Consider the following 17,769-nt stretch of genomic DNA (forward strand, 5'->3'; position numbering starts at 1 on the left):
GAGAGCAGGTAGAAATGGCAAACAAGCGAGAATTCGATCTCATCCTGTTCGGGGCGACAGGTTTCGTCGGCAAGCTCACCGCGCAGTATCTGGCGGGCGCGGCACCGGAGTCGGCGCGAATCGCGCTGGCCGGGCGTTCGCTGGACAAATTGACAATCGTGCGCACCGAATTGGGCCCGGCCGCCGCGAATTGGGAACTGGTGGTGGCCGATTCGACCGATCAGGCCGCGCTCGACGCACTGGCCGCGCGTACCACGGTCGTGGTCACCACCGTCGGGCCTTATCTGCGCTACGGCATGCCGCTGGTGGCCGCCTGCGCGAAGGCTGGCACCCATTACGCCGACCTCGCCGGTGAGCCGCTGTTCATCCGTGACGCGATAGACCGGTTTCATGACGAGGCCACGAGCACCGGCGCGAAGATCGTGAATTCCTGTGGCTACGACTCGATTCCGTCGGATCTGAGCGTGTACCAGCTCTACAAGCGCTCGGCCGCGGACAACACCGGCGAGCTGGAACAGACCACGCTGGTTGCCTGGCTCAAGGGCGGCGCGAGCGGCGGCACCATCGACTCCGGCCGGGCCATGATGGAGGCGATCGCCAAGGACTCGTCCAAAGGTGCGGTGCTGGCGCACCCGTATTCGCTGAGCCCGGACAAGTCGATGGACCCGGATGTGGGCTGGCAGTCCGATCAGGCGTTGCAGCGGGCCGGCAGTATCGACTCGAGCCTGGACGGCTGGGTGGCCACCTTCATGATGGCCGCGCACAACACCAAGATCGTGCGCCGCACCAACGGCCTGCTCGACTGGGTATACGGCAAGAACTTCCGCTACCGCGAGGTAATGAGCGCGGGCACTTCACCGGCGGCTCCGCTCATCGCGGCGGGTATAGCGGGCGGAATCGTCGCGACGCTGACCGCGGGCGCGGTGTTGTCACGGGTATCGGCCGGGCGCAGGCTGCTGGACCGGGTGCTGCCGAAGCCGGGCACCGGACCGAGCGAAAAGACCCGTGCCAGTGGATGGTTCACGATGAAGACGTTCACAAGGACCACCTCGGGCGCGAAATATGTCGCAACCTTCGCGGGCACCGGCGATCCCGGCTATCAGGCGACGGCGGTGCTGCTCGGTGAGAGCGGGTTGTGCCTGGCCTTCGACGGCGACAAGCAGCCGGAACTGGCGGGCATCCTCACTCCGGCCTCGGCAATGGGCGACGCTCTCACCGATCGGCTGCGCGCGGCAGGCATGACCATCGAGGTCGACCGAACCTGAATGATGCTGCGGCACCCCGACTCCGACCGCCACAGGATGATCCCGTGAACCTCGCCCGACTCACCATGAACGCCCCAGCACTGGCGGCGGTCTACGAGCATGCCTGGCGACCGGCCCTTTTCTATCTCGCCAGCGGCCGGACCACGGCCACCGACCGACGCGACGCGGTCACCACACTGCATCTCGACGGCGCCAAGAAGGTGCTCGATATCGCCTGCGGCCCGGGCAATTTCACCAAGTATCTGAGCAACGCACTCTCCGATGACGGCTACGCGATCGGCCTCGACTATTCCGAGCCCATGCTCGCTCGCGCCGTCGCCGACAACGCCGGTCCGCGCGTCGGCTATGTACGTGGCGACGCGCGCAAGCTGCCCTTCGCCGACGGCAGCTTCGACGCGGTCTGCTGCTTCGGCGCCCTCTACCTCATCCCCGATCCCATCGCAGCCACCCGCGAAATGATCCGCGTCCTCGCCCCGGGAGGCCGCATCGCGATCACCACCAGCCACCGCGCCGACAATGCGATCGGTCACGCCAGCCGGATCGTCGGTGGCTGGAGCGGACTGCGCGTCTTCGACAATGACATCTTCCCGAAACTGTTCGCCGAGCACGGATTGGTCGACATCGACCAGCAGGTGCATCGGTTGTTGCAGTACGTCAGCGCCGCCCGCCCGGCGTGAGCCGAGCTGCGGTATTTCGACGGCGCCACCACGAAACCCCTTGACACCGAGGCCGAATCGACGCACGGGTCGATTCGGCGCGATCCGCCGCCAGAATGGCGATCAGGAATCTGTTCCCGCTCGGTCGGGTTCATCCGGCGCCGAAGTTTTTCCGCTCGCGCGTGAACGGCCACCCAGGGCGTCAACCGGATAGGTGTCCGATCCGCGCAGGGGGGCACGTCGTCCCTTACCGACCGGTAGAGTGACGAACTGTAGGTGGTGCGGTGGGGAGTGGGCCGAACAGCAGGGGGGTAACCCAGATGGCGGTACCGGATACTGGGCAGCACATGGCAAGGCAGCTGTACGCGGCCGCCACCGGCACGGGCGATAAACAATTCGAATTGGCCGAGGACGTCGCCCAAAACCTTGCCGCCGCATGCGACAAGCTCGTCGAGGATTTGCAAAAGGCAATGGCCACCGGACATCTCGTGACCAGCGTCACCGGATTTCCGGATCTCCCTACCGGACATGACCTTACCCAAGGATTTCGCGACAAGGGCAGCCGATACCTCGACACCGTGACCGCTTTCCAGGAGACCGCACTGCTCTACAAGGCCGCGTACTTGGCCGCGGGCAAGAAGTTCGAGGATGCCGACGCCGCGAACAAGGCCGCGCTCGCGCTCATCACCCAGTATCTGGAGCCGCAGTGAGCACCTCCCGGGACACCAGAGCGGCGGCCGATGATATCCGCGCCCGCCAGCAGCTGCTCACCGGCGGCGCCGGATATGCCAGCAGCGGAACAGATCCCGCGTACGCACCAGAACCCGAGCGATTCGGCGCCTATACTCACCGGGAGCTCTGGGATCTGGTGCACGAGGCCATCGACCCCGCCGCGCTCGGGGAGGTTGCCGCCGCGTGGGAGTCGAACGCCACCGCGATCGGTACCGCATTCCAAGCCTTCTCCGACTGCGCCAACCGCGAATTCGCGCGCTGGTCCGGCCGATCCGCCGATGCCGCACTACAAGCTACGCGCGCCTTCGCCCGCGCGGGCATCGACACTTCCGACGTGTGCCGCACCGTGCAACATCTGATGGAGATGAATTGTGAGGCCGCGCAGTCGATTCGGGCCGCAATCCCGCCGCCTCAGGAGTATCACCCGATGGAGGACCCCGCCGCGGAGGCCGTACACGGCGGCGCGCGGCGGATGGCATACGAGATCACCGCGGCCGCTATCCAAGCTGACGTCCAAGACACGATGACCTACGTCTACACCCCGACAATGCCCGCATCCGGCGACCGTGTTCCCCGGTTCACTCCCCCATCGGAGGGCCCCACCGACGGCCGACCACCGGCCCGGCCCACCTCCGCCGGCGGGGGCCGCGCACGGTGAAATGGATTCTCACACCGGACGAATTCACGCATGTCTGGGAAAACGAAACGAGCCTGGACCGCCGACCCTACCCGGTCAATATGATGCCCGCGGGCACCGTGCGCACCGAAACCGAATACGCCGCACTGCGATTGCCACAGCGGTTCGCCCGCCAGGCCGACCCCGACCTGTCCGCCGCGCTCATGCTGTGCGCACGCACCGATGCGACCACCATCACGATCTCCGGTGAACGCACCGCGCACGGACGCAGCAGCAGCAGCACGCCCGACAGCGCTCGGATCCTCGCCTTCGCCGCGGTCGTGCACAATCACGCGGGCATTTTGGTGGCCGCACCAGACAAGGTGACCGTGCAGATGTGCCACGCCCGCACCGTCGGTGGGCGTCTGGTCCAGATCATCGGCCCGGCACGGGCGGGCAGGCTCAGCTCGATGCGCGAACCGCAGGACGCGGTATTGAATTCCGACCGCGCCGAGCCGTTCGTCGCCAATGGTGAACGCTCGGCCGCACGTTTGCGCCGGACGTTGCGAAAACCGGTCGACGGTCGCGGATTCATCACCGTGACCGTGGAGCCCGATCATCCGATGTCCCCGCCGACCCGGCATCGCAGTTGGCTCGATTTCACCGGCGATGGCCGCTACCTGCTCACCTCGTCCGACGATCTGGTGCTCACCCCCGTATCCGACGAGGAGTTCGCCGGCCAAATACAGCGCCTGGCCCAGATCCGCTGAGCGAACCACCGTGTGCGGCCACCCCGACCGCGCGCGTGGTAGTTGTGGTAGATGGTGAAGCACTGGTCTCTTCGACCCACCGACGCCCTGCGGGCCGACGGGCTGCGGATCGCCGATCTGGACACCTCCGGCACGCCCGGATTCGATGGCGACAAACAGAAAGGCCAGCAGTTGCTGGCCGAGCGAGCCACGGTGCTGTCGGGTCTGCAGGAGAAGCTCTTCGCCAACGGGCGAACCGGTGATTCGCGCAATGTGCTGCTCGTCCTGCAGGGGATGGACACCGCGGGCAAGGGCGGCATCGTCCGGCACGTCATCGGATCGGTGGACCCGCAGGGCGTGGATCACGCCTCGTTCGGGGTGCCGACCGAAGAGGAGCAGCAGCACCACTACCTGTGGCGTATCCGCAAGGCACTGCCGAGAGCCGGGCAAATCGGCGTGTTCGACCGCTCACATTACGAGGACGTGCTGGTGGTGCGGGTGCACAACCTGGTGCCGCCGGAGGTCTGGGAACCGCGCTACGACGAGATCAACGCCTTCGAGCGGGAATTGGTCGAGCAGGGCACCACGCTGGTCAAGGTGGCCATGTTCGTCTCGCTCGACGAACAGAAGAATCGGCTGATGGAACGCCTCGATCGCCCCGACAAGTACTGGAAGTTCAATCCGGCCGATATCGATGAGCGCGACTACTGGCCCGCCTATCAAGAGGCATACCAGGTGATGCTCGACCGCACCTCGACCGAAATCGCCCCATGGCATGTGATCCCCGCCGACCGCAAATGGTTCTCCCGCCTCTCGGTCACCGAACTGCTGATCGACGCCCTCGAAAGGCAGAAACTCGACTGGCCACCGGCCGAATTCGATATCGAGGAGCAGAAACGCCGCCTGATCGAGGCATGAGCACACGGGTCACCGCCCGAAATTTCGGAATCTCTCAGGTTCACCCAGGATGATGTGGCCGTGCCCGTCCACTCCGGGGTGAGTTCCGGATCTACCATCGTGGCGGCAGGAAACCGGCAGGCTAGCGAAAGGCGTGGTGACGCACGGTGAGCAACAAACCGGGTGGCAAGCAGAATCCGCTTGCGGCGGCGGAGCGGGCGGACCGCAACCGCAAGATCCTCATTCAGGTGGGCGTTGCTGTCGTGCTGATCGGGCTCGTCGCAGCCATCGGCATCGGTCTCGCGGTGCGGAACAACGGCAAGAACGACAGCTCCGGCAGCGCCGCCCCGGCCATTTCGAGCGCGGGCCAGAATCCCAGTGGGGTCCAGGCCGCCATTACCGATAACGGCGCGATCCGTATCGGTAAGCCCGATGCCAAGGTCACCGTCCGAGTGGTCGCCGACCTGCAGTGCCCGGCGTGCAAGGGCTTCGAAGCCGCCAACTCCCAGGTGTTGGAGGATGCGGTCGCCAACGGCAGCACCGCGGTCGAATACAACATCATCGCGTTCCTGGACCAAATGTCCACCACTCAGTACTCCTCGCGCGCGGCGAACGCGGCGTACTGCGTCGCCGAATCGGACCCATCGAAGTTCCAGGCGTGGCTGTCCGCGATGTACGCCCAGCAGCCGGCCGAAGGCGGCAACGGCGTGCCCGATGACACGCTGATCCAGATCGCGAAGGACGCGGGCTACACCGATCCTGCTGTCGCCCAGTGCATTACCGATCGCAAATACGACAAGTACGTCCAGGACAAGACCAAGGATGTGATGGGTAGCGGGATCAAGTCCACCCCATCGATCTTCGTCAACGGCAAGCAGATCGAATCCAGCCGGGAGATCTTCGCGCCGGGCGGAATCGCACCCGCGATCGCGGCCGCAGCGGGTCAGTGAAGGACGCGGTAACGGGGCGGTCGGCGTGGGTGCTACTGATCAGCGGGCTCGCCGGTTGGCTCGCCTCGGTAACGCTGACCATCGAGCGCTTCAAGCTGTTCACCGATCCCGGTTATAAGCCCTCATGCAGCATCAACCCGGTCCTGTCATGTGGGTCGGTGATGGCGACCGATCAGGCCGCGGTGTTCGGATTCCCCAACCCGATCATCGGCATTGCCGGGTTTTCGGTGGTCGTGACCCTCGGCGTCCTCTCGGTCGCCGGGGTGCGGTTCCCGCGCTGGATCTGGGGCGGGCTGTGGCTGGGCACCGTACTCGGCGTCGTCTTCATCAGCTGGCTGATCTTCCAGAGCCTGTACCGGATCAACGCGCTGTGCCCATACTGCATCGTGGTGTGGGCGATCATCACCCCGCTGCTCGCGGTGGTCACCGAGCAGCTCTGGGGCCGCTCACGGGGGCCGCTCGGGGTGCTCGCCGAATGGCGCTGGACGTTTGTGGCGCTGTGCTACGCGGTGGTGCTGCTGCTGGTGTTCCTGCGCTTCCAGGACTACTGGCTGTCGCTGCTCTGACCGGCCTCGTCTAGTTGAGGGGTCTAGTTGGGGGTCTAGTTGGGCGTTCCCAGCACAAGGACCACGGCAACGGTTCGCTCGACGCCGCCCGCGCCGGTGACGCCGAGCTGAATCGTGTCGTCGGGTTTGTGCACATTGATCGCGGCGCGCAACGCCGTCGCAGTGGCGATGGCACGTCCGTCCAGTGAGGTGATCACCTCACCACCGGTGAGCCCGGCGGCATACGCGGGCATGCCGTAGAGCGCGACATCGATGCGAGCGCCGCTGGGTTTCGCATCGGAAACCAGCACACCGAGGGTCGCGGTCGGCCCGATGTGCACGGTGTCGGTTGGCGTGCCGGACCGAATCTGCGCCACCACCCGCATCGCCGTATCGATCGGCACCGCATAGCCATTGGGCTGCTGCTCGACATCCTTGGGGTGCTCGCCCGATGCCGCCGTGATGACACCGACCACGGCACCGTTGCGGTCGGCGAGCGCACCGCCGGACTGGCCCGCGCTGACCGCCGCGGCGACCTCGACCATGCCCGAGAGCGCCTTCCGGGACAGGTCGGCCGAATTGAGTGCGACGATCGTGCTGTTCAGATTGGTGATATCGCCCACTATCGCGGTCGGGTGCCCGCCGGTGCCGCCCGCGTTGCCGATCGCCAGGACCTGATCGCGCATACGTAGACCGGACGAGTTGCCGACCCGCGCGACCGGCAGACCCACCGCACCACCGAGTTCGAGCAACGCGATATCGGCCTTCGCGTCGTAGCCGAGCACCGTCGCGTTGTAAACGAATCCGTTGCCGATATCGGTGACGCTCACCGAGTCGGCACCTTTCACCACATGATGACTGGTCAGCACCTGTCCGTCCGGGGTGAGCACGATGCCGGACCCGGCGGTGCCGACCCCGAGTGGCTGACTGGTCGTGTTGATGTTCACCAGTGCCGGTTCGACAGCGCCCGCGACCGCCGCCTGATCGATCGGCGGCGCCGGTTCCAGCAGAGCGGGCGCGGTGGTTTCGACTCCGCCGTTCGGCCAGCCGGGTAGCTCACCCCGATAGCCGAGGAAGCAAGCGATCGCTAGGAATGCGGCAACAACCAGCGCGAATACTCGCCCGGCACCGGTTGGGCGGTGTGGTTCGGGCGCGCGATGCCATTCGTCATCCATCGGTCTCCCGCCTGATCTGATGAATTCCATTGTCGCGACAGTCGCGCACCCCTGGGAGATATCGGGCGAGGCGTTTGGCAAATGTTGTATGCGGCGGTAGGCATGTAAGCATGAGTATCGCTGCCGCTTACGCCATGCACGCGCCGAACGGCGCCTTCGAGAAGGTCACCATCGAGCGCCGTGCGCTCGGTCCGCGCGATGTGCTGATCGACGTCGCCTACGCCGGTATCTGCCACTCGGATATTCACACCGCACGCAACGAATGGGGTGGCGCGAAATACCCGTGCGTGCCCGGACACGAGATCGCGGGCATTGTCGCCGCAGTCGGTTCGACGGTCACCAGGCACAAGGTCGGAGACCGCGTCGGCGTCGGCTGCATGGTCGATTCGTGCGGAGTCTGCGGGCCATGTCTCGCCGATGAGGAGCAGTACTGCACCGCGGGTGCGACCATGACCTACAACACCCAGGTCGACCCGGCTATCCAGCCGGGCGGGCACACGATGGGCGGCTACTCGACCCAGGTCGTGGCGACCGAGAACTTCGTGCTGTCGATTCCCGAAGGCATCGGGCTCGACGCGGCGGCACCGCTGTTGTGCGCGGGCATCACGCTGTTCTCGCCTTTGCGGCACTGGCAGGCGGGGCCGGGTAAGCAGGTCGCGATTATCGGCATGGGCGGTCTCGGGCACATCGGGGTGAAGATCGCCGCGGCAATGGGCGCGGAGGTCACCGTATTGAGCCACTCGCTGAGCAAGCAGGACGACGGCAAGCGCTTCGGCGCCCACCACTACTACGCGACCAGCGACAAGCAGACCTTCCGCGAGCTGCGTAGCCGATTCGACCTCATCATCAACACCGTCTCGGCCGATCTGCCGATCGACGACTATCTGCGGCTGCTCGACCTCGACGGCACCCTGGTAATCCTCGGCCTTCCCGAAAACCCGTTGAGCGTCAAGCCTTTCAACCTTGTCGGGTACCGTCGCTCGCTGTCGGGTTCGACGATCGGTGGCATCGCGCAGACCCAGGAAATGTTGAACTTCTGCGCCGAACACGGCATCGACGCCGAGATCGAACTCATCTCCGCCGACGAGATCGACGGCGCCTACGACCGAGTCGTCGCCAGCGACGTCCGCTACCGGTTCGTCATCGACACGTCGACGATCTAGCCCGATACTCGGGCACAAGCCTTGGGTAGTTTTGCGAGTATGCCCGCGGATGAAGAGCCCTCGCCACCCGATCGAGCCCCGGGCGGCACGAAGACAGTCGTGACCGCCGATATGACATCGGGGCCACCGCCATGGTTGCTGCGCGCGTTCCTGCTGGCCGCGGCGACGGTGGCGGGATTGGTGTGCGGTTTCTGGGTGCTGCAGAAACTACAGGGACTGCTCACCGTGCTCTTGGTCTCACTGTTCTTGGCCTTCGCCATCGAACCCGCGGTGAATTGGCTTGCCGCCCGCGGGGTTCGGCGGGGACTGGCGACAGCGGTGGTCTTCCTGATGGTCGCGGTTGTCACCATCTCGTTTGTCTGGACGCTCGGCACACTGCTCGTCGAGCAGGTCACCACCCTGGTCAAGAATGCGCCCGACTACGCCGACCAGGGCGTCCAATGGATCAATCGCACCTTCAAAACCGATCTCTCCGGAACCGATATCGAGAAGTACGCCAACGACTGGAGTTCCACGATCGATGGCTACCTGGTCGGGTTGGCGGGTAACGCGTGGGGCATCGGCACCGCCGCGATCGGTGCGATCTTCCAGGCCCTCGGTGTGTTGCTGTTCACTTACTATTTCGCGGCTGACGGGCCGCGTTTCCGCAACGCGGTCTGCTCGCTACTGCCGCCACGGCGGCAACGCCCGGTATTGCGCGCCTGGGATATCGCCGTCGAAAAGGCCGGCGGCTACATCTATTCGCGCGGACTGCTCGCGCTGTGTTCGGCGATAGCGCACTACGTCGCGCTGCGGGTGCTTGATGTGCCGTCGGCTTTCGCGCTGGCGCTGTGGGTCGGTGTCGTCTCGCAGTTCATTCCGACGGTCGGCACCTATCTGGCCGGTGCGCTGCCGGTGCTCGTCGCGCTGGTGCACAGTCCGGCGAGCGCGCTGTGGATTCTGGGCTTCATCATCGTCTATCAGCAGTTCGAAAACTATGTCCTGCAACCGAGGATCACCGCGACCACCCTCGACATGCACCCGGCTGTCGCGTTCGGCGCGGTGATCGTCGGCGCGGCAATACTCGGCCCGACCGGTGCGCTGCTCGCGATTCCGGTCACCGCGACGGTGCAGGCATTTTCCAGCGCCTATATCCGGCGCTACGACGTCGCGACCGACGGCGACGATGACTCGAAGACACCGCCGCCGAAGAAGCACCGAAAGTGGCCACGGCAGTTGACAATTCGTCTAAGCCGAAGCGGACTGCCGCCCAGCGAGTAGGGCCGAAGATTTGCTGTGCGCACGCTGGCGGCAGTGATATCCGGGCGTCTGGTTCCGTCGAACTACTGCGCGTCGCCGAGGTGGTCTCGGGGATCGAAGGCCGAGGCGCACCCGACGCGGCCACCGGAGCTGCCGCACATAGTGACTCACAATGTGCGACAACTTGTGAGTCGTCCTGGCGGGATGTGCCGTTCACGCGAGGGCAACTCGGGAAACTATGTGCGATAGCGCGTGTGGGGTCCTGATGGGTCGGGTGCGGATGCTGCCGACGCCAGCCAGGGTGTGCGGTTGGCGGATGCGGTGCGGATCTATCTTGGGATCGGATGCGGCGCTGCGGAAACGGATGTTGTGGCACATGCTCGAGTTGTCGGGGCACACGCCGGTGCGCACCCTCGCGAAGTACGCGAGGGTCTCCCATGAAGGACTGCGGCGCTATCAGGCCGGCACTGACCCGGCCGCGCGCCGCTGACCAGGCCGAAGGGATCGAAATTCGGCGCGCGCCCACGGCTCCCTCATGATGGCCTACGGGCTGACGAGTCCTGTTCGGTAGGCGATGACGACCAGTTGCGCGCGGTCGCGGGCACCGAGTTTCACCATGGCGTGGCTGACGTGGGTGCGGGCGGTGGCTGGGCTGAGGAAGAGTTCGGCGCCGATCTCGTCGTTGCTCATGCCCTGACCCACCAGTGTCAGAACCTCACGTTCTCGATCGGTGAGAACGGCGAGCCGGTGTTCGGCGGCCTTGTTCGCTGTTTGTTGTGCGGTGAACTGGGCGATGAGGCGGCGTGTGATGCGCGGCGCGAGCAACGATTCGCCAGCGGCGACCACGCGGATACCGTGCAGGAGTTCGGCCGGGCCGGCGTCTTTGAGCAGGAATCCGCTGGCGCCGGCCTGCAATCCTTCGAAGACGTAGGCATCGGTGTCGTAGGTGGTCAGGATGAGGATGCGAACCTGTTGAAGTCCATTCGTGGTGGCGATCTGCCGGGTGGCCTGGATGCCGTCCATCTTCGGCATGCGGATGTCCATGAGTACGACATCCGGGCGCAGCGCGCGGGCTTGCTCCACGGCTTCGGCGCCGGTGGCGGCTTCCCCGACCACGGTGATGTCGTCCTCGATCTCGAGCAGAACCTGGAGGCCGGACCGCACCAGATGCTCGTCGTCGGCGACTAGAACCTTGATCGGAGCATCGCTGTTGGATGCGCTTGTCATGGTGTTCATAGGTTCGGCGTTCCGGTCGGCGCCACGGGGAGCCGAGCGATGACCGCGAAGCCGCCGTTCAGGATTGGGCCGGCGTGCAGGTCGCCGCCCAAGAGCTGACAACGCTCACGCATCCCGATGATCCCGCGGCCACGTTCGTCTGGAGCGGCGAGTCCACCGTTCGCACGGTCCCCGCCTGTGTGGTCAACTGCCCCAACGGTTTCCGGGCCTTCTCGGCGGCCGTCGTCTGTCACGCGGACTTCTACGGTGTCGGCCCCGTAAGTCAGCGCGATCGTGACCCGGGTCTGTCCGACGTGGCGGATCACATTGGTGATCGATTCCTGCAGGATTCGATACACGGCGCTGCCGACCGCACTGGGTACTTGCGGAGGTGGTGCGGTCGTCTCGAGGTCGACGTCGAGTCCGGCCTCGCGCGCTTTGGCGGTGAGTTCGTCTACTTGCCCGAGCCCGGGGTGCGGGACACGGCCGTCGTTGTCGTCGCGGAGGACTCCGAGGATGGCTCGCATCTCCTGTAGTGCCCGAGAGCTGGTCTGCTCGATCGCCTCCAGGGTTTCGCGTGCTCGTTCCGGTCGCTTGTCGAGAACATGTGCGGTGACGCCGGATTGGACATTGATGATGGCGATGGCGTGCGCGACGGTATCGTGGACTTCGCGCGCGATTCTGAGGCGTTCCTCGTCGACGCGGGCGCGGGCCTCTTCCTCACGAGTTCGTTCGGCCCGTTCGGCGCGCTCCAGCGCGTCGGCCGCGATGACCTTCCTCGAACGGACACTCTCACCGAGGGCGGCACTCATGACTGAGGTACCGATCCGGAAAAACACCCAGCCAATAGCGGCCGGTGGTTCGATGTCGGTGGCGGCGATCAGCCAGACCACAGTCAGGACGGTGATCCCCACACCTGCCACCACCAGCGAGCGACGTCCGTCACCTCGGGAAGTAAGGGTGTAGAGGGCTACGAATAGGCCCAGCCAGCCGGGTCCGTCGGGGAAATCGAGGGCATAGTAGACGGCGCTGGCGAGCGCGGTCACGGCGAACACCGCGCCGGGCCGGAGACGGCGCACGACCACGACCGCCCCGCTGGCGATCAACAGGATGTAGCCGAGGTGCCCGAGGTCGGATAGGGGGCGCAGCACCGCTTCGGGCTGCCCACTGTTGCGGACGACGGTGCCCTGGACCTGCATCACGGTGATGAAGACCGCCACCAGAACGTCCTGCGCCCAGACGGGCGGGCGGAACAACGTGACTCGATCGCGCATGTAGCGATCATAGGATTCCAGGCTCGGCGACAACTCCCATCAGCTGCGCGGCCGCCTACGTCGAGAAGCGTGGTTCCGTGCGAGCTGTCTACGTCGAATGTCGTATCCGCTGCCGCTTGCTGACGGAGGACGGCCCGAGGCTCGAGACGCGACGATCGTTTGCGTCCCATTCAACGACGGAGGCACGAGTAGGCCGGTATCCGTCGTTCGGTCGAAAGGATCCGCAATGTCTGTCCTCGACTTGTTTGCCACACCGGCGACCACGGACGTCTCCGTTGTCGCCGCTGGTTACGAACTCGGCGTCGGCCGGGCCGTGCCCACCTCAGCAGCCATGCTGGGGCTGATCAGCGTCATTGTCGGTGGGCTGGCTTTGGCCCGCTCCCGCCGCACCGGCACCGGGCGGGCCCGGATCATCGTGGCCCTGGTACTCGGGCCGATCAGCGTGATCGTCGGTGGAATACATGGAGCCAACGCCGCGGGTGGTCCCGGCACCGGCAACGGGGTTCTCGGCGCCGTCTTCGCCGTAGTGCTGGGCCTGGTCGGCACGGCCCTCGGTGGGCTGGCTTTGGCCCGCTCCCGCCGCACCGGCCATGGAGCCGGACCGGCGCCCGTATGGCGAAACTGACGTTACCGACCCCCATGCGCTGCTGGCGTGCGGAATTGTGGCAGGCCCGATCTACAAGCTCAGCGCGTCACCCGCGCGGGTAGCGGCGCAGCTTCTCGTCCGGGCCTTCGGGCCATCGCCGGTTCTCCGCACTCGAATCGCGGCGAACCCGAGCTGGTTGTAGTCCCGCCGCCGGGCTGCGATAAGCCACCGGTCCTCATCGTCGGAATGGGAGAACCGTTCCAGCTCCACCCGAGACAGCACACCGAAACGGCCGTACTCCACGTCGCCATCATCACGCACAGCCCGACATGAAACCGCCAACAGCCCAGCAGCACAGCTGATCCCAAAATCAGCAGCAGCGGCCGAGCCCAATCCAGATGTGCGGCGACACTGCCGCACCCGCCTTAGCGCCGGATTTCGGTCATCTAGCCCCAATACCGTTCAGTTAAGGGGTGCGGATGGTGGCCTTTGGGTCGTGAGTTGGTTGGGGGTGCTGGGCGTGGTGTGAGCGTTTGGCTGCCCATTTGAGGATTTTGCGTTTGACGACGCGCGGGTTGGATCGTCGTCGGCGTGCCGGGTTGATGCGTTGGAGTAGTTTGTCGATGGCGCGCTGCCGGCAGCCTTATGGTTGCGAGGGGGGAAATGTGCTGTGGGACAAGGATCTACGGGTAATCCGTAGTGCTGCGGTGAAAGATATCCGGTCCGGGTCGTGCCCGCCCTGGGTGGCTGCGTCGAGCATGAGGGTGCGGATCGCGTAGTGGCAGCACAGATGCCCCCAGATTTCCTGTTGGACCAGTTCGGGTGATTTCGAGCGCAGGACCGCGCGGGGGCCGCGCTGGTGTGTTTTCAGTTCGTCGAAGGTGTTCTCGATCTCCCATCGCTGCGCGTAGGCCAGGGCCAGATCGTGTGCGCCGGCCTGGTCGGGGTCGAGGATCGTGGAAAGGAGTCGATACTGCTCGGGGTGCTCGCGCCCGTCGTCGAGGGTGTAGTCGATGACCCGCACCATCGAGGGTGCGGTCTTTGCGCGGTTCACCCCCGAGGTGGGGACGATCCGCGCCAGCCACGACCCGTCGGGCAGGGTTTCCACGTGCTGGGGCCGGAGATTGGTTTTCACCCGCCACAGCAGGTCGGCGCCGGTGGCGGCGGCTTGTCTCCACAGCGTGAATCCGTAGAAGCCGCGATCGGCGAGCACCAGCATCCCCGGGGTGAGCCGACCGCACAGCTCGCGAGCCATCTCGGTCTCGGAAGTGGCGCACGGGCCGGTGACCGCGTCGAATACCGCGTGTGTCCCGCACTCGGCCACCGCGACCAGACGTGCTTGCGGGTACGCGGACTTCTCGCCCCGGCTCGACGCCGGGCGTCCGAAGAACTCGGCGTTGCCGGGCGTGTCCGCCAGGTCCAGGCAGGTGCCGTCGATGGCCACCAAACGGCGTCCCGCCAGCCAGGAACCGGGCGTGTCCACCCCCGCCACCGGTCGCGCGACACGGAAGAACAGATCACGCACCGGTTCGTATCCCAGACGTGAACGTGCTTGGAAGATAGCCGATTTCGACGGCGGCGACCACGACTGCGACCACCCCGACGACCACGACAGACCATCGGTCAACTGGGCGAACACATCCTCATACGAGCCTTCGGAATGCAACGCCATCCCGATCGAGAAATACGCCATCACACGAGCCGGAAGCGCACGATGCCGCTGCTGCGTACGTCCCGCCTCAGCGATCACCTCATCGACAACATCAGCCGGAAAAACCCTCGTCAACAACCCCACCGACACCAAATCCGACAGACGACGATCCGAGGCCGGCTTCACCCATCCACCACGAGGCACACCGACACAATACCGCCTGAACACTTAACTGAACGGTATTGCATCTAGCCCTCAACCCCGACACTTTGCCGTTCGAAGGCGTGAACTCGCCGGGCGGATGTGCCGGTGGGGTGGGAGGCGGTGGCCGATGCTGGGGGGATGGCGATTCTGCTGGCGCTGGTGTCGATGTGTTCGACGCTGCTCGGGGGGCTGGTGGCGGTGCGGGTCGGGGACCGCAGACATCTGGTGCTCGGGCTGGCGGCCGGGATCATGCTCGGGGTTGTTTTCTTCGATCTACTGCCGGAGGCGCTGGCGGAATCCGAACATGTGATTCTCGGCGTGCCCGACGCGCTGCTGGCCACCGTGTTCGGCTTTCTCACCATCCACGTCATCGAGCGGGCGGTGGCGATTCACACCGGCCACGAGCAGGAATTCGGTTCGCACTCACACGGTTTCCAGTCGGTGGGGGTGCTCGCCGCGGCGGGACTGATCTTCCACAGCATGCTCGACGGCCTCGGCATCGGTATCGGATTCCAAGCCGGAGCCTCCGTCGGTGTCGCGGTGGCCATCGCGGTGATCAGTCACGACTTCGCCGATGGCTTCAACACTTTCACCATTACAACGCTGTACGGCAATGCGCACAGGCGTGCCCTCATCCTGCTCGGACTCGATGCCGCCGCCCCGGTCATCGGCGCCGTTATCGGCACCCTGATCCGCGTTCCCGCCGAGACGGTCGGGCTCTACCTCGGCTACTTCGCCGGCTTCCTGCTCTACCTCGCCACGGCCGACATCCTCCCCGAGGCGCACGCCAAACACCCGTCCCGGCTGACACTCGCCTGCACACTGGTGGGGGCCACATTCATGCTCGGTGTCGCGGCACTGAGTCATTAACGCGCACAGTCACTTTCGCGACGTGGAATTGAGCCGCAGCCCAGCGGTTTCAAGAGGCCGTTGTGATTTCAGATCAGCGACTGGTGGTCCTTGTGGGAGCACCCTGGTCGCGGGATGCGAAGGTGCGGGTGTGCGACGAGCCGCTACGGGTGGGACGGCCCTGGGAGTGCCCCGCACTGTCGGCACCGCGTACGCCGCCGTTGCCGCGACCGTTCCTGTTGCGCGACTGCCCACCGGTACCGGCACCGTGCTCGGTGCGGCCACGCGACGGACCACCGGTCGCAGCGCCGAAGCTCGCACCCGAACCGTGGCCACCGCGGCTGCGCGACTGGCCACCGCCCTGTCCATCGCGACCGGCTGACCGGCCACCGGTGGCGCCCTGTCCGGCCGCATCGCCACCACGGCCATTTCGGCTGCGCGGCCGGCTATCACGATCTACCGCAGCGCCCGCACCACGACCACCGGCACCGCCCGCGCCACGGCCACCGCGCCGCGGCCCGGACGCGGCACCACCGCGTCCGTTCCGATTACGCTGCTGCCCACCGGCATTCGATGGGGCCGGGGTCAACGTCGGCGTCACCAGCGGGGCGATTTCGCCGACGAGTTCGGTCACCGCAGGCGAATCCGCGCTGACCCGCTGCGGGCTGACCTGGATGCCCGCCTTGCGCAGCAGCCCGGCGACATCCCTGCGCTGCTCCGGCAGCACGACGGTCACCACGTCACCGGCGCTGCCCGCACGCGCGGTCCGCCCGGAACGGTGCAGGTACGCCTTATGCTCAGCGGGCGGGTCGACGTGCACGACCAGCTCGACGTCATCGACGTGCACCCCCCGCGCGGCGATATCGGTCGCGACGAGGACCCGCGCCGTACCCTCGGTGAAGGCCGCCAGGTTGCGATCGCGGGCGACCTGCGACAGGTTGCCGTGCAGGTCGGTCGCGGGAATCCCCGCGGTGGTCAGCTGCTTGGCGAGCTTGCGCGCCTGATGTTTGGTGCGCATGAACAGGATTCGGCGACCGCCGCCAGAGGCGAGGGTGCGTACCAGCGCGTTCTTGGCGTCGACGCCACCGACCTCGAAGACGTGGTGGGTCATCGCGGCCACCGGCGAATTCACCTCGTCGACGGAATGCGAGGACGGGTTGCGCATGAACCGCTTGACGAGTTTGTCCACACCGTTGTCCAGGGTGGCGGAGAACAGCAGCCGCTGGCCGGTGGACTGCGTCGCGTTGAGGATCCGGGTGACCCCGGGCAGGAAGCCGAGATCGGCCATGTGATCGGCCTCGTCGAGCACGGTGATCTGCACCGCGTCCAGCGATACGACGCGCTGGCGCATGAGATCTTCCAGCCGGCCCGGGCAGGCGACGACGATATCGACACCGGCGGCCAGTGCCCGGCTCTGACGCTGCTGCGAGACCCCGCCGAAGATGGTGGTCACCTTCAAACCGCAGGCCACGGCCATGGGCTCGAGCGTCGCGGTGATCTGGGTTGCCAGTTCGCGGGTGGGCGCGAGGATCAGGCCGGCCGGGCGGCCCGGCTTACAGGTGCCACCGGCGAGCCGGTCGACCATCGGAATGGAGAAGGCGAGCGTCTTACCGCTGCCGGTTTTGCCGCGGGCAAGCACGTCGCGCCCGGCGAGGGTGTCGGGCAGCGTCGCGGCCTGGATCGGGAACGGCGCGGTGATGCCATTGGCCGTCAATACCTCGACCAGCTTGGCGCGCACGCCGAGAGCGGCGAAAGACGTGGTGGAGGCAGGGCTCGAAGAACGAGTGTTCATAAGAAGTACAGGTGCCTTTCCGGCATCGGGTGTTGTACCGCAGCGGCGCGCAGGACGGAACGTCCATACCTGCGTTCGGTGTTATGACACCCAGCTGCGGGGCCGACGCGAAAGAAGACATCCACGACGGATTGCGGACGAGCGTCCAAGATCAAAACTCGCCAACCAGTCACCCTAGCGCAGATTTCGACCGTTGCGCACCAGAGGCGTC

The 17,769-nt window shown here is 65.9% G+C and carries 19 protein-coding genes; 13 read left to right on the forward strand and 6 right to left on the reverse strand.

All coding sequences use genetic code 11. The annotated features are described in order from the left end of the window. Positions 1-14: 14 nt before the first annotated feature. The 8 genes from LKE06_RS04160 to LKE06_RS04195 all read left to right on the forward strand — a co-directional run bounded on the left by LKE06_RS04160 (position 15) and on the right by LKE06_RS04195 (position 6,431). Complete coding sequence (locus tag LKE06_RS04160) at positions 15-1,265, forward strand: saccharopine dehydrogenase family protein (protein WP_227997276.1); 1,251 nt, start codon at positions 15-17, stop codon at positions 1,263-1,265. A 44-nt stretch (positions 1,266-1,309) separates the two neighbouring features. Continuing rightward, positions 1,310-1,942 carry a class I SAM-dependent methyltransferase gene (locus LKE06_RS04165; RefSeq protein ID WP_227997277.1) on the forward strand — a complete coding sequence of 211 codons (633 nt, stop codon included), beginning with the start codon at positions 1,310-1,312 and terminating at the stop codon, positions 1,940-1,942. A gap of 326 nt (positions 1,943-2,268) precedes the next feature. Then, positions 2,269-2,631: a hypothetical protein gene (locus LKE06_RS04170; protein ID WP_227997278.1), complete on the forward strand. Its 363-nt coding sequence runs from the start codon at positions 2,269-2,271 to the stop codon at positions 2,629-2,631. Beyond that, positions 2,628-3,311 (forward strand): hypothetical protein, encoded by a 684-nt coding sequence (locus LKE06_RS04175; RefSeq protein ID WP_227997279.1) that lies wholly within the window; start codon positions 2,628-2,630, stop codon positions 3,309-3,311. The genes LKE06_RS04170 and LKE06_RS04175 overlap by 4 nt, the downstream gene beginning before the upstream one ends. After that, a complete protein-coding gene (locus tag LKE06_RS04180) occupies positions 3,308-4,039 on the forward strand; it encodes an ESX secretion-associated protein EspG (protein ID WP_227997280.1) in 732 nt (243 codons plus the stop codon). Before LKE06_RS04175 ends, LKE06_RS04180 begins: the two co-directional genes overlap by 4 nt. 51 nt (positions 4,040-4,090) lie before the next feature. Continuing rightward, positions 4,091-4,936, forward strand: a complete 846-nt coding sequence (locus tag LKE06_RS04185; RefSeq protein WP_227997281.1) for a polyphosphate kinase 2 family protein — start codon at positions 4,091-4,093, stop codon at positions 4,934-4,936. A gap of 146 nt (positions 4,937-5,082) precedes the next feature. Continuing rightward, a complete protein-coding gene (locus LKE06_RS32860) occupies positions 5,083-5,865 on the forward strand; it encodes a DsbA family protein (RefSeq protein ID WP_227997282.1) in 783 nt (260 codons plus the stop codon). Beyond that, positions 5,862-6,431 carry a vitamin K epoxide reductase family protein gene (locus LKE06_RS04195; protein WP_227997283.1) on the forward strand — a complete coding sequence of 190 codons (570 nt, stop codon included), beginning with the start codon at positions 5,862-5,864 and terminating at the stop codon, positions 6,429-6,431. Before LKE06_RS32860 ends, LKE06_RS04195 begins: the two co-directional genes overlap by 4 nt. A 35-nt stretch (positions 6,432-6,466) precedes the next feature. Here the strand turns inward: LKE06_RS04195 and LKE06_RS04200 are convergent, their stop codons facing one another. Further along, positions 6,467-7,585 (reverse strand): S1C family serine protease, encoded by a 1,119-nt coding sequence (locus LKE06_RS04200; RefSeq protein ID WP_227997284.1) that lies wholly within the window; start codon positions 7,583-7,585, stop codon positions 6,467-6,469. A 110-nt stretch (positions 7,586-7,695) separates the two neighbouring features. On the opposite strand from LKE06_RS04200, the gene LKE06_RS04205 reads away from it, so the two are divergent. The 3 genes from LKE06_RS04205 (at position 7,696) to LKE06_RS04215 (ending at position 10,477) form a co-directional block, all read left to right on the forward strand. After that, entirely contained in the window at positions 7,696-8,748 is a 1,053-nt protein-coding gene (locus tag LKE06_RS04205) for an NAD(P)-dependent alcohol dehydrogenase (protein ID WP_227997285.1), read from the forward strand. 39 nt (positions 8,749-8,787) lie between these two features. Beyond that, positions 8,788-10,008: an AI-2E family transporter gene (locus LKE06_RS04210; RefSeq protein WP_227997286.1), complete on the forward strand. Its 1,221-nt coding sequence runs from the start codon at positions 8,788-8,790 to the stop codon at positions 10,006-10,008. A gap of 313 nt (positions 10,009-10,321) precedes the next feature. Further along, positions 10,322-10,477, forward strand: coding sequence for a hypothetical protein (locus tag LKE06_RS04215; RefSeq protein ID WP_227997287.1), 156 nt, complete (start codon positions 10,322-10,324; stop codon positions 10,475-10,477). A gap of 53 nt (positions 10,478-10,530) precedes the next feature. On the opposite strand, the gene LKE06_RS04220 is transcribed toward LKE06_RS04215, so the two are convergent. Both LKE06_RS04220 and LKE06_RS04225 read right to left on the reverse strand, forming a co-directional pair. Next, entirely contained in the window at positions 10,531-11,223 is a 693-nt protein-coding gene (locus LKE06_RS04220) for a response regulator transcription factor (RefSeq protein WP_227997288.1), read from the reverse strand. Next, positions 11,220-12,476: a sensor histidine kinase gene (locus LKE06_RS04225; RefSeq protein WP_227997289.1), complete on the reverse strand. Its 1,257-nt coding sequence runs from the start codon at positions 12,474-12,476 to the stop codon at positions 11,220-11,222. Before LKE06_RS04225 ends, LKE06_RS04220 begins: the two co-directional genes overlap by 4 nt. Positions 12,477-12,702: 226 nt before the next feature. Here LKE06_RS04225 and LKE06_RS04230 point away from each other — a divergent pair, with 226 nt between their 5' ends. Next, the gene (locus tag LKE06_RS04230; protein WP_227997290.1) at positions 12,703-13,101 is read left to right on the forward strand and encodes a DUF6223 family protein; all 399 of its coding nucleotides are present in this window, start codon (positions 12,703-12,705) and stop codon (positions 13,099-13,101) included. Positions 13,102-13,152: 51 nt separating this feature from the next. On the opposite strand, the gene LKE06_RS04235 is transcribed toward LKE06_RS04230, so the two are convergent. Further along, on the reverse strand, positions 13,153-13,383 hold the full coding sequence (locus LKE06_RS04235) for a DUF4158 domain-containing protein (protein ID WP_227997291.1): 231 nt from the start codon (positions 13,381-13,383) through the stop codon (positions 13,153-13,155). A gap of 322 nt (positions 13,384-13,705) precedes the next feature. Continuing rightward, positions 13,706-14,917 (reverse strand): IS4 family transposase, encoded by a 1,212-nt coding sequence (locus tag LKE06_RS04240; RefSeq protein ID WP_227997292.1) that lies wholly within the window; start codon positions 14,915-14,917, stop codon positions 13,706-13,708. Positions 14,918-15,055: 138 nt separating this feature from the next. On the opposite strand from LKE06_RS04240, the gene LKE06_RS04245 reads away from it, so the two are divergent. Further along, on the forward strand, positions 15,056-15,787 hold the full coding sequence (locus tag LKE06_RS04245) for a ZIP family metal transporter (RefSeq protein ID WP_227997293.1): 732 nt from the start codon (positions 15,056-15,058) through the stop codon (positions 15,785-15,787). 73 nt (positions 15,788-15,860) lie between these two features. Here the strand turns inward: LKE06_RS04245 and LKE06_RS04250 are convergent, their stop codons facing one another. Next, the gene (locus LKE06_RS04250; RefSeq protein ID WP_227997294.1) at positions 15,861-17,558 is read right to left on the reverse strand and encodes a DEAD/DEAH box helicase; all 1,698 of its coding nucleotides are present in this window, start codon (positions 17,556-17,558) and stop codon (positions 15,861-15,863) included. Between the last annotated feature and the right edge of the window lie 211 nt (positions 17,559-17,769).

It is taken from the genome of Nocardia australiensis (assembly GCF_020733705.1).
In the GTDB taxonomy this organism is placed as follows: Bacteria; Actinomycetota; Actinomycetes; order Mycobacteriales; family Mycobacteriaceae; genus Nocardia; species Nocardia australiensis.

Coding starts and splice junctions, on each gene's coding strand:
- LKE06_RS04160 (WP_227997276.1), top strand. CDS start 15: ATGGCAAACAAGCGAGAATTCGATCTCATCCTGTTCGGGGCGACAGGT.
- LKE06_RS04170 (WP_227997278.1), top strand. CDS start 2,269: ATGGCAAGGCAGCTGTACGCGGCCGCCACCGGCACGGGCGATAAACAA.
- LKE06_RS04185 (WP_227997281.1), top strand. CDS start 4,091: ATGGTGAAGCACTGGTCTCTTCGACCCACCGACGCCCTGCGGGCCGAC.
- LKE06_RS04200 (WP_227997284.1), bottom strand. CDS start 7,585: ATGGATGACGAATGGCATCGCGCGCCCGAACCACACCGCCCAACCGGT.
- LKE06_RS04205 (WP_227997285.1), top strand. CDS start 7,696: ATGAGTATCGCTGCCGCTTACGCCATGCACGCGCCGAACGGCGCCTTC.
- LKE06_RS04210 (WP_227997286.1), top strand. CDS start 8,788: ATGCCCGCGGATGAAGAGCCCTCGCCACCCGATCGAGCCCCGGGCGGC.
- LKE06_RS04220 (WP_227997288.1), bottom strand. CDS start 11,223: ATGAACACCATGACAAGCGCATCCAACAGCGATGCTCCGATCAAGGTT.
- LKE06_RS04225 (WP_227997289.1), bottom strand. CDS start 12,476: ATGCGCGATCGAGTCACGTTGTTCCGCCCGCCCGTCTGGGCGCAGGAC.
- LKE06_RS04230 (WP_227997290.1), top strand. CDS start 12,703: ATGTCTGTCCTCGACTTGTTTGCCACACCGGCGACCACGGACGTCTCC.
- LKE06_RS04245 (WP_227997293.1), top strand. CDS start 15,056: ATGGCGATTCTGCTGGCGCTGGTGTCGATGTGTTCGACGCTGCTCGGG.
- LKE06_RS04250 (WP_227997294.1), bottom strand. CDS start 17,558: ATGAACACTCGTTCTTCGAGCCCTGCCTCCACCACGTCTTTCGCCGCT.